This window comes from Rhizobium sp. SEMIA 4085, assembly GCF_013004495.1.
In the GTDB taxonomy this organism is placed as follows: Bacteria; Pseudomonadota; Alphaproteobacteria; order Rhizobiales; family Rhizobiaceae; genus Rhizobium; species Rhizobium gallicum.
Window position 1 is genome coordinate 1 of the sequence record NZ_JABEPH010000227.1, and the last position, 9,769, is coordinate 9,769.

A 9,769-nucleotide genomic window follows, 5' to 3' on the forward strand; every position below is an offset into this window, starting at 1 on the left:
GAACGGCAGTGGTGCGGAGGCTTTCGCCGAAGCGCTCGGCCGCATCGTCTGGCCGGACTCAGGCCGTATCAGTATCGACGGCCGCGACCTTCTGGAACTGCCGGAATCGATTACCGGCCGTCGCATTTCCTACGCTTCCTCCGATAGCTATTTTTTTCACGGCACGCTGCGCGACAACCTGCTTTACGGTCTCAAGCATGCACCGCTGACCGATCCCAACTACGAGGACGAGGCAGCACAAGAGTTCAAATGGCATGCCGCCGAGGCGCTGAAGGCCGGCAACCCGACGCTTGATCTCAACAGCGACTGGGTCGATTACAACGCCGCCGGGGCAACCGGACCGGACGATCTGCTGACGGCGATCCGACCGGTGCTCGATGCCGTGTTGATTTCGCAGGACATCCTCGACCTTGCCCTCCGCTCGACGGTTGATACAACAGTGCATGTGGCGCTTGCGGGACGCATCGTGGATCTGCGTCAGTCGCTGCGAGAGCGTATGAAGGACGAGAGCCTCGATGCCATCGTCGTGCCTTTTGATTTTGATAATTACAATTCCCAGGCAACGGTCGGCGAAAACCTGCTCTTCGGCACGATGAAGCGACCGATGATGAACAACCGCAAGCTTGCGGCTCACCCCTATTTCCAGCAGCTTTTCCGCGATACCGGCCTCAGCAACGACCTCTATGCGATGGGCCTGGAAATCGCCGAAAACGCCGTCGAACTCTTCCACGATCTGCCGCCCGACCACCCTTTTTTCCAGCAGCTGACCTTCATGACGGCGGATGATATTCCGACCTATCAGGCCTTGCTGCAGAAATTGCAGAGCCGCCGGTTCGAGGATGCGAGCATCGATGAGCGCTCGATGATCATCCGGCTGAGCTTTGCCTATATCGAGCCGCGCCATCGCTTCGGCTTGCTGAGCGATGAACTGATGGCCAAGATCGTGAGCGCCCGCAAGCAGTTTCACGAGCATATACCGGATGATCTTGCCGTTCTCATCGAGCGGTACGATCCCGAGCGCTTCACCTCCTCCGCAACGCTGATGGACAACGTGCTGTTCGGCCGTATCGCCTATCAGCAGGCGGACGCTTCCGATCGTATTCGCACCATCATGAGCGAACTCTTCGATGCTCTTGATCTTTACGACGACGTGTTGTCGATCGGCCTTGAATTTGACGTCGGTTCCGGCGGCAAGCGATTGACGATGGTTCAGCGCCAGAAACTCAACCTCGCCCGCGCGCTTTTGAAGCGTTCGGATTATTTCATCTTCAACCGGCCGCTTCCCGCGCTCGATCAGCGTGTGCAGGATCAGATCATCCGCAACGTCGTCCAAGACCTGCACGAGGAGGGTAAACGCCCAGCGATCATCTGGGTGCTTTCAAACGCAAAACTTGCAGAAATCTTCGACAGGATTCTACTTTTTAATCGCGGAGATTTAGTTGAAGCGGGGAACTATCCCGAACTTTCCGAGAAAAACGGGATGTTCAAGGAACTGTTATCGTAATATTCTATTGCGGCGGCTGAGACGGCATTCTTGCGAGGGAATGCCAGTAGAGTTTTTTAAAGCGCGTTCTCCTTCGGCGAGGAGAAGCGGCAGGGGGTGAGACGCTCATGCTGTTGAGAGATGAAGTCGAAATGCTGCGGCGGGTGCCGATCTTCGCAAGGATCGCCCCGGCGAAACTCAAGCTTTTGGCCTTCACCTCCGATCGGATGAGCTACAAGGCCGGTCAGGATCTCTTCCACCAGGGCGATCCGGGCGACGCGGCCTATGTGGTGCTTTCCGGCACAGCCGATATTCTCGTGAATTCGCCTGCAGGCGACATAAAAGTCGCCGACGTCGAGGTTAATTCCATCGTCGGCGAAATTGCCATCCTCTGTGACGTGTCGCGCACCGCGACTGTCCGTGCTACCTCTCCACTGGAAGTGCTGCGCATCAGCAAAGAGCATTTCCTGAAGCTTCTCAGCGATTTTCCCGAAATTGCCGTCGAGATCATGCGCGTCCTTGCCGACCGCCTGAACCATACGACGGCGGAATTGACGGCCGCACGCGCTGCAAAGCAGCCGCAGGCGGCGCTTCAGTAATCTTCGGCAAGTTCCGGACATGAAAACCCCCCGCAGGCTGTTGTCCAACGGGGGTCAGTTCACCGCGGTCGGCAGGCTTCATGCTTCAGTGGTCGCTACTCGCGCTGCTCCAGCGCCTTGCTGAAAGCAAGTGCGGCAAGCGTGCAGATGGCGCCCGAAAGCAGGTAATAGCCGACAAAAGGCAGGCCAAAGCGGCTGGACAGACCAAGTGCAACGAGCGGCGCAAAACCCGCACCCACCAACCAGGCGAGATCCGACGTGAAGGCTGCGCCCGTATAGCGATAGCCGCGGCCGAACCGCGAAGAGATCGAACCGGTAGCCTGACCGAACGAAAGGCCAAGCACGCCGAAGCCGATGATGACGAAAGCGTCCTGGCCGGTGTCACCGGCGGCAATGAGCATCGGGCCGATAAAGGAGAAGATCGCGATCAGCACGGCACAGACGGCAAGCTGACCTCGGCGGCCGATGCGATCGGCGATCAGGCCAGAGGCGATGATGGCGACGATGCCGACCGCGGCGCCGATGATCTGCACAACCATGAAAGTGCCGAGCGGTTGGCTGCCGTAAAGGCTCATCCAACCAAGCGGAAAAATGGTGACGAGATGGAACATTGCAAAGCTTGCGAGAGGGACGAAGGCGCCGATCAGGATATCGCGACCGTGGATGCGAAGGACATCGACAATTGGCGCCGCTTCCAGTTCATGCTGCTCCAGAAGCGTGCCGAATTCTTTCGTCATGACGAGACGCAGGCGAGCAAAGAGGGCCACGACGTTAATGGCGAACGCGACGAAGAACGGGTAGCGCCAGCCCCAGGAGAGGAAATCATCGTTTGAAAGATTGGCGATGAAGAAGCCGAACAGAGTGCTCGCCAACGCAAAACCGATCGGCGCACCAAGCTGCGGGATCATCGCATACCAGCCGCGGTGCCGCTCCGGCGCATTCAGCGCCAGCAACGAAGCAAGCCCGTCCCATGCGCCTCCGAGGGCAAAGCCTTGTCCAAGGCGGAAAAGCGCAAGCAAGGCGATCGACCAGTAGCCGATGACGTTGTAGCCGGGCAGGAAGGCAATCGAGGCCGTCGAGCCACCGAGCAGGAAGAGGGCAATCGTCAGCTTTGTGCCGCGGCCGTAGAGCCGGTCGATGGTCATGAACACAACGGAGCCGACAGGGCGGGCAAGGAACGCCAGCGAAAAGATCGCGAAAGAATAAAGCGTCGCCGTCAGCCGGTCCGGCGCGAAGGGAAAGACAAGCTGCGGAAAGACGAGAACCGAGGCCAGGCCGTAAACGAAGAAATCGAAAAATTCCGACATGCGTCCGATGACGACACCGATCGCGATGCTGCCCGGCGAGACCGGCTTGTCATCGTGAATTCTACGTGCGTCGTGTTCCAGCGTGCGCGATGACGGTCCGTAGTGTACCTGTGTTTCAGCCATTTAACGCCTCCCTCGTTGAGGTGCTTTTACGAAGCGCCTCAAGACGATCTTGATCAAACCCGCCGGGTTATCAAGTCCGGACGGCGCAAATAGTTCATCATCCATTCTCAAAATGACATGTACATCGCAAAAAGCGGACGGGACGGCTCGCGAAACTGGCCAACTGCGCATTTGCGGATATATAGGCCGGAAAAACATTTGATGCCGGCACAATCCTTCTTGACTTTCAGGATTTTTCAGAAGGCCGTGAAGACATTCTGCGGCATTGCGGCATATTTGCTGCACTGCGACCAAACACCTCATGTCACCATGCCGTTTCGTGCTTTAGTCGCGGTTCGGACGAAACAACAAGAGCTTAGAGACGTGCAAAAACTGATGAAGTTTTCCCGCCTTCTATCCATGTTGCCGCTATTCATGCTGGCAGGGTGCAATCTGGTGGTGATGTCGCCGTCGGGCGATATCGCCAATCAACAGGCAGACCTAATTCTGGTCTCGACCTTCTTGATGCTTTTGATCATCGTGCCGGTCTTGTTCCTCACGCTGTTCTTCGCCTGGCGATACAGGCGCTCGAACACAGCGGCGACCTATGATCCGGAATGGCATCACTCCACCCGTCTTGAAGTCGTGATCTGGTCAGCGCCGCTTGCCATCATCATTGCGCTCGGCGCCATCACTTGGATCAGCACACACAAGCTCGACCCCTACCGCGCGCTTGACCGGCTGGATGCAGAACGCGCGATTCCTGCTGGTGCGAAGCCGCTCAACGTCGAAGTCGTGGCGCTCGATTGGAAATGGCTGTTCTTTTATCCTGACCTCGGCATTGCGACCGTCAACGAACTGGCAGCCCCGGTCGACGTTCCGATCAATTTCAAGATCACCGCGTCTTCGGTGATGAACTCCTTTTACATTCCGGCGCTCGCCGGCCAGATCTACGCCATGCCCGGCATGCAGACGAAGTTGCACGCCGTCATCAACAAGCAAGGCGAGTACGAAGGCTTTTCTGCCAATTACAGCGGCGACGGCTTCTCGCACATGCGCTTCAAGTTTCACGGTCTAAACCAGCAGGGCTTCGACGATTGGATCGCCCGTGTCAAAGCGCAAGGTACGGCGCTTAACCGCGATGCCTACCTGAAACTCGAAAGGCCGAGCGAACGAGAGCCCGTGCGCTACTACGCCAGCGCCGAGGCCGGCCTCTTCGAGGCCATCCTCAACATGTGCGCGACACCCGGTAAGATGTGCATGAACGAGATGATGCACATCGACATGATGGGCGGCGCAGGCAAGGAGAGCGCCGAAAACCGGGAGCGGCTTGAATATGACAACCGCCATGCCGAACAGGGCGAGCGCACCAATGCCCCGACCTTCCCTGCAACCGGCACGCCGGCACGCAGCGGGCAAGAGCCCGAGGGCACCGACAGCAACACCCGGCAGCCTGACGCCCAGCCGCAGCAGGGCGGGCAGACCATGCCCGGGATGCCGCATGACGGTCATTCCATGCCCGGCATGGATCACGGCAGCGGCAGTCCGGCTCAACCGGGCAGCAACCATTAAAACCTGGCGCTTTGCGTCGCTAAGACACCAATGAACGGGTTAATCCATGTTTTCCAATCCTGACCTCCTGAAGTTCATCTTCGGCCGGTTGACCCTTGAGGCGATCCCCTACCACGAGCCGATCCTCGTCGCGACCTTCATAGGCGTGGTCATCGGCGGTCTCGCCGTGGTCGGCCTCATTACCTATTATAGATTTTGGGGCCCGTTGTGGCGCGACTGGATCACCAGCGTCGATCACAAGAAAATCGGGATCATGTACGTGATCCTCGCCGTCATCATGCTGCTGCGCGGCTTCTCGGACGCGATCATGATGCGGATCCAGCAAGCGATCGCCTTCAACGGATCGGAAGGCTATCTGCCGCCGCACCACTACGACCAGGTCTTTACCGCCCACGGCGTTATCATGATCTTCTTTGTGGCCATGCCCTTCGTCACGGGCCTCATGAACTTCGTGGTACCGATGCAGATCGGTGCTCGTGACGTCTCCTTTCCCTTTCTCAACAACTTCTCCTTCTGGATGACGACGGCCGGCGCCATCATCATCATGCTGTCGCTCTTCATCGGCGAGTTCGCGCGCACCGGCTGGCTTGCCTATCCACCGCTTTCCGGCGCCGACTACAGTCCGGGGGTCGGCGTCGACTACTACATCTGGGGCCTGCAGGTTGCAGGTGTTGGGACGACACTGTCGGGCATCAACCTGATCGCCACCATCGTCAAGATGCGCGCGCCTGGCATGACCATGATGAAGCTGCCCGTCTTCACCTGGACCTCGCTTTGCACCAACGTCTTGATCGTCGCCACCTTTCCGATCCTGACGGCGACGCTTGCGCTGCTGTCGCTCGACCGCTACGCCGGCATGAACTTCTTCACCAACGACCTCGGCGGCAATCCGATGATGTATGTCAACCTCATCTGGATCTGGGGCCATCCGGAGGTCTATATCCTCGTTCTGCCGGCCTTCGGCATCTTCTCGGAAGTGGTCGCGACCTTCTGCGGCAAGCGCCTGTTCGGCTACGCCTCGATGGTCTATGCGACAGTGGTCATCACCATTCTTTCCTACATCGTCTGGCTCCATCACTTCTTCACCATGGGTTCCGGCGCCAGCGTCAACTCCTTCTTCGGAATCACGACCATGATCATCTCGATCCCCACGGGAGCGAAGATGTTCAACTGGCTCTTCACCATGTATCGCGGCCGCATCCGTTATGAAGTGCCGATGCTTTGGACCGTCGGCTTCATGGTGACCTTCGTCATCGGCGGAATGACCGGGGTGCTGCTTGCCGTTCCGCCTGCAGACTTCGTGCTGCACAACTCGCTGTTTTTGATCGCCCATTTCCACAATGTAATCATCGGTGGCGTGCTGTTCGGCCTGCTTGCAGGCGTCAACTACTGGTTCCCGAAGGCCTTCGGCTTCAAGCTCGATCCTTTCTGGGGAAAGATGAGCTTCTGGTTCTGGCTGACCGGCTTCTATTTCGCCTTCATGCCGCTCTACGTGCTCGGCCTGATGGGCGTCACCCGCCGCGTGTCGCAGTTCGAGGACCCGTCGCTGCAGATCTGGTTCATCATCGCAGCCTTCGGTGCTTTCCTGATCGCGCTCGGCATATTGTCGTTCCTCGTCCAGCTTGTCGTCAGTTTCATGAGACGCGAGGAACTTGCCGACCATACAGGCGATCCATGGGATGCCCGCACGCTTGAGTGGTCGACGTCGTCGCCGCCGCCCGACTACAACTTCGCCTTCACCCCTGTGGTGCACGACCATGACAGTTGGTACGACATGAAGAACCGCGGTTACGAACGCCCCCTCGAAGGCTTCAAGCCGATCCACATGCCGAAGAACACCGGCACCGGGGCAATCCTTTCCGCCATCAGCGTGGCACTTGCCTTCGGACTGATCTGGTACATGTGGTGGCTCGTCGTGGCCTCCGCCGCGGCGCTGCTCGTCGTCACCATCGTCCATACCTTCAACTATAGGCGCGACTTCTATATCCCGGCCGAAGAAGTCAGCAAAACGGAAGGCAAGAGGACCGAATTGCTTGCGACACAGGTGTAATGACCATGAGCAACCATACTATCGACACGGCCGAAAAGCCTGAGTTCTATCTGACCGAAGAACATCATCCCGAAGGCAGCACGAATCTCGGCTTCTGGCTCTACCTCATGAGCGACTGCCTGATCTTTGCGGTGCTGTTTGCGACCTATGGCGTTGTTGGCCGCAATTATGCGGCAGGGCCTTCGCCGAAGGACCTGTTCGATCTGCCGCTCGTGGCAGTCAACACGTCGATGCTGCTCTTTTCTTCCATCACCTACGGCTTCGCCATGCTCCAGATGGAAAAGAATAGCAAATCGGGCACGCTGATGTGGCTGGGGGTGACCGGCCTGTTCGGCGCGGCGTTCATCGGGCTTGAACTTTATGAGTTCATTCATTTGATCCACGAGGGTGCAGGTCCATCGCGCAGCGCTTTCCTTTCGGCCTTCTTTACGCTGGTTGGAACCCATGGGCTGCACGTCACGTCCGGCATCATCTGGATGGCAACGCTGATGGTGCAGGTTTCGATGTATGGCCTGATGGAGGCCAACCGGCGCCGCCTCATGTGCCTCTCGATGTTCTGGCACTTCCTCGACGTCGTCTGGATCGGCGTCTTTTCCTTCGTCTACCTGATGGGAGTTCTCGGATGAGTTCGCAAGCACCCGCACATGAGGACGCACACGAAGCCCATCATGGCCATAGCCACGGACACGGGGCAGGCCACGGCTCGATGAAGAGCTATACGATCGGTTTCGTCCTCTCGGTCATCTTGACCGCTATTCCCTTCTGGCTTGTCATGGCCGGTGTCTTCGAGAGCCCGGGAGTGACTGCTTTTCTTGTGATGGCGCTCGGCGCTATCCAGATCGTCGTTCACATGATCTGCTTCCTGCATATGAACACCCGCTCGGAAGGCGGCTGGACGATGATGGCGCTGATCTTCACGATCGTGATCGTGGCGATCGCGCTTTCCGGCTCGCTTTGGGTCATGCATCATCTGAATACCAATATGATGCCGATGAGCCCTGAAATGATGAAGAACATGCCCTAGGGGTGTCGAGCGCGCGACGGCAAGGCCGCCCGTGCAGGTTTTCCGCCATGCCAGACAGCTTTCCCTTGCCGAAAGAACGCCGCCGACCATCAATCCGGCTGGCAATGCTGTGCAGCTTGATGCTTCTTTCGATGGCAGGTTTCGTGGCTCTCGGCCTCTGGCAGGTGGAGCGGCTGTCCTGGAAACGTGACCTCATTGCTCGGATCGATCAACGGGTCCACGCCGAGCCGGCCCCGGCCCCGACAGGAAGGGCAGTCCATGCTGCAGACGACGAATACCGCCGTGTGACGGCCACCGGCACATTGCAGAACAGCAAGGAGACGCTGGTCTATGCCTCAACCGAGCTGGGTACAGGCTTTTGGGTGATGACACCGCTATCGCTTCGTGAGGGCCAGACGGTCTTGATCAACCGCGGCTTCGTGCCGACCGCCAGGCGCGATCCGCAAACCCGGCCGTCCGGCCAACTCTCCGGTCAGGTCACGATCACAGGGCTGATGCGGATCACGGAACCGAAGGGTTCGTTGCTACAATCGAACGACCCGGCCTCGGGCCGCTGGTACTCCCGCGATGTAGCTGCAATCGCGGCGGAAAAGCACGTGGCCGACGCTGCCGAGTATTTCATCGATGCCGACAACACTCCCAATCCCGGTGGTCTGCCGATCGGCGGACTGACGCGCATCGTCTTTGCGAACAACCACCTCGTCTATGCGATCACATGGTTTGGCTTGGCGCTGATGGTGGCGGGCCTGCTGGGATTCGTGATCCGAAGCGAGGTTCGGACGCACTGGCCGTGGCAATCGTCCGGCTGATTGCCTCGGCAAGCTGTACCTGCGAGAAGGGCTTTCCGAGACGCGGCAGGTCGATGAGGCCGCCGCCGGGCGGAATGTCGGCATAGCCCGTGGCAAGGATGATCGGCATGTGCGGCCGATCACGGCGGATCACCTCCGCAAGCTCTGCACCCGTCATCCGCGGCATGGCATGGTCGGAGATGACAAGGTCGACCTGTTCGCTGGAAAGGATGGCCAGCGCATCGGCGGCCGATGCCGCCTCGATGACGTCGTAGCCGAGGTCCTCAAGCATCAAAACCGTGTTCATGAGCACGAGACTGTCGTCGTCGACGGCCAGGATGCGCAGCGAGCGCAAAAGGCCGGGATGATCGGCCGCTGTTTCCGGGAGCTCTACCGGTGCGTCATCCTGCGCCTGGACCGCAGGGAACCAAAGCTCGGCGACCGTGCCTTCACCGAGGCGGCTCTTCAAGACGAGCCGGCCGCCTGACTGCGCAGCGAGCCCTTGAACCATCGGCAATCCGAGACCGGTGCCTTTCCCGACACCCTTCGTCGTGAAGAAGGGTGTCGTCGCCTGTTCAAGTGTCTCTTCGTCCATGCCCTCTCCGCCGTCGATGACCGAAAGACATAGATACGCACCGGGCGGAAGGATCCCGTCCCTTTGGCCTACCGTCCGTTCCTGCGCTCTCACTGTGATTTTCCCTCCGCGCGGCATGGCATCACGCGCGTTCACAATCAGATTGAGGATTGCTGTTTCGAGCTGGTTGGGATCGGTGGCAATTGTTGGAGCGCCCGGCAGCACATCGATTTCAAGCATGGTCAGCGGCCCGAGCGAACGCTGCAGCAT

8 protein-coding genes and 1 pseudogene are annotated in these 9,769 nt (G+C 58.8%); 7 read left to right on the forward strand and 2 right to left on the reverse strand.

The window, feature by feature from the left end; all coding sequences use genetic code 11:
• Together C9413_RS20885 and C9413_RS20890 are read left to right on the forward strand one after the other, a co-directional pair.
• A pseudogene (locus tag C9413_RS20885) lies at window positions 1-1,504 on the forward strand (ABC transporter ATP-binding protein); the annotation flags it as partial.
• Window positions 1,505-1,611: 107 nt separating this feature from the next.
• Window positions 1,612-2,082 (forward strand): Crp/Fnr family transcriptional regulator, encoded by a 471-nt coding sequence (locus C9413_RS20890; protein ID WP_040115152.1) that lies wholly within the window; start codon window positions 1,612-1,614, stop codon window positions 2,080-2,082.
• 95 nt (window positions 2,083-2,177) lie between these two features.
• Here C9413_RS20890 and C9413_RS20895 read toward each other — a convergent pair whose 3' ends face one another.
• A complete protein-coding gene (locus C9413_RS20895) occupies window positions 2,178-3,512 on the reverse strand; it encodes an MFS transporter (RefSeq protein WP_040115151.1) in 1,335 nt (444 codons plus the stop codon).
• 363 nt (window positions 3,513-3,875) lie between these two features.
• Between C9413_RS20895 and cyoA the strand changes: the two genes are divergently transcribed.
• From cyoA to C9413_RS20920, 5 genes are all read left to right on the forward strand, one after another.
• Window positions 3,876-5,063, forward strand: a complete 1,188-nt coding sequence (cyoA, locus tag C9413_RS20900) for a ubiquinol oxidase subunit II (RefSeq protein ID WP_040116519.1) — start codon at window positions 3,876-3,878, stop codon at window positions 5,061-5,063.
• A gap of 46 nt (window positions 5,064-5,109) precedes the next feature.
• Window positions 5,110-7,113 carry a cytochrome o ubiquinol oxidase subunit I gene (cyoB, locus tag C9413_RS20905; RefSeq protein ID WP_040115150.1) on the forward strand — a complete coding sequence of 668 codons (2,004 nt, stop codon included), beginning with the start codon at window positions 5,110-5,112 and terminating at the stop codon, window positions 7,111-7,113.
• 5 nt (window positions 7,114-7,118) lie between these two features.
• The gene (gene cyoC, locus C9413_RS20910) at window positions 7,119-7,739 is read left to right on the forward strand and encodes a cytochrome o ubiquinol oxidase subunit III (protein ID WP_040116518.1); all 621 of its coding nucleotides are present in this window, start codon (window positions 7,119-7,121) and stop codon (window positions 7,737-7,739) included.
• On the forward strand, window positions 7,736-8,137 hold the full coding sequence (gene cyoD, locus C9413_RS20915) for a cytochrome o ubiquinol oxidase subunit IV (RefSeq protein ID WP_022716674.1): 402 nt from the start codon (window positions 7,736-7,738) through the stop codon (window positions 8,135-8,137). The genes cyoC and cyoD overlap by 4 nt, the downstream gene beginning before the upstream one ends.
• Before the next feature lie 104 nt (window positions 8,138-8,241).
• Window positions 8,242-8,946 (forward strand): SURF1 family protein, encoded by a 705-nt coding sequence (locus C9413_RS20920; RefSeq protein WP_246703809.1) that lies wholly within the window; start codon window positions 8,242-8,244, stop codon window positions 8,944-8,946.
• Here the strand turns inward: C9413_RS20920 and C9413_RS20925 are convergent.
• Window positions 8,849-9,769 (reverse strand): ATP-binding protein (locus C9413_RS20925; RefSeq protein WP_170250853.1); only part of this gene is annotated, 921 nt, incomplete at its 5' end. The genes C9413_RS20920 and C9413_RS20925 overlap by 98 nt on opposite strands.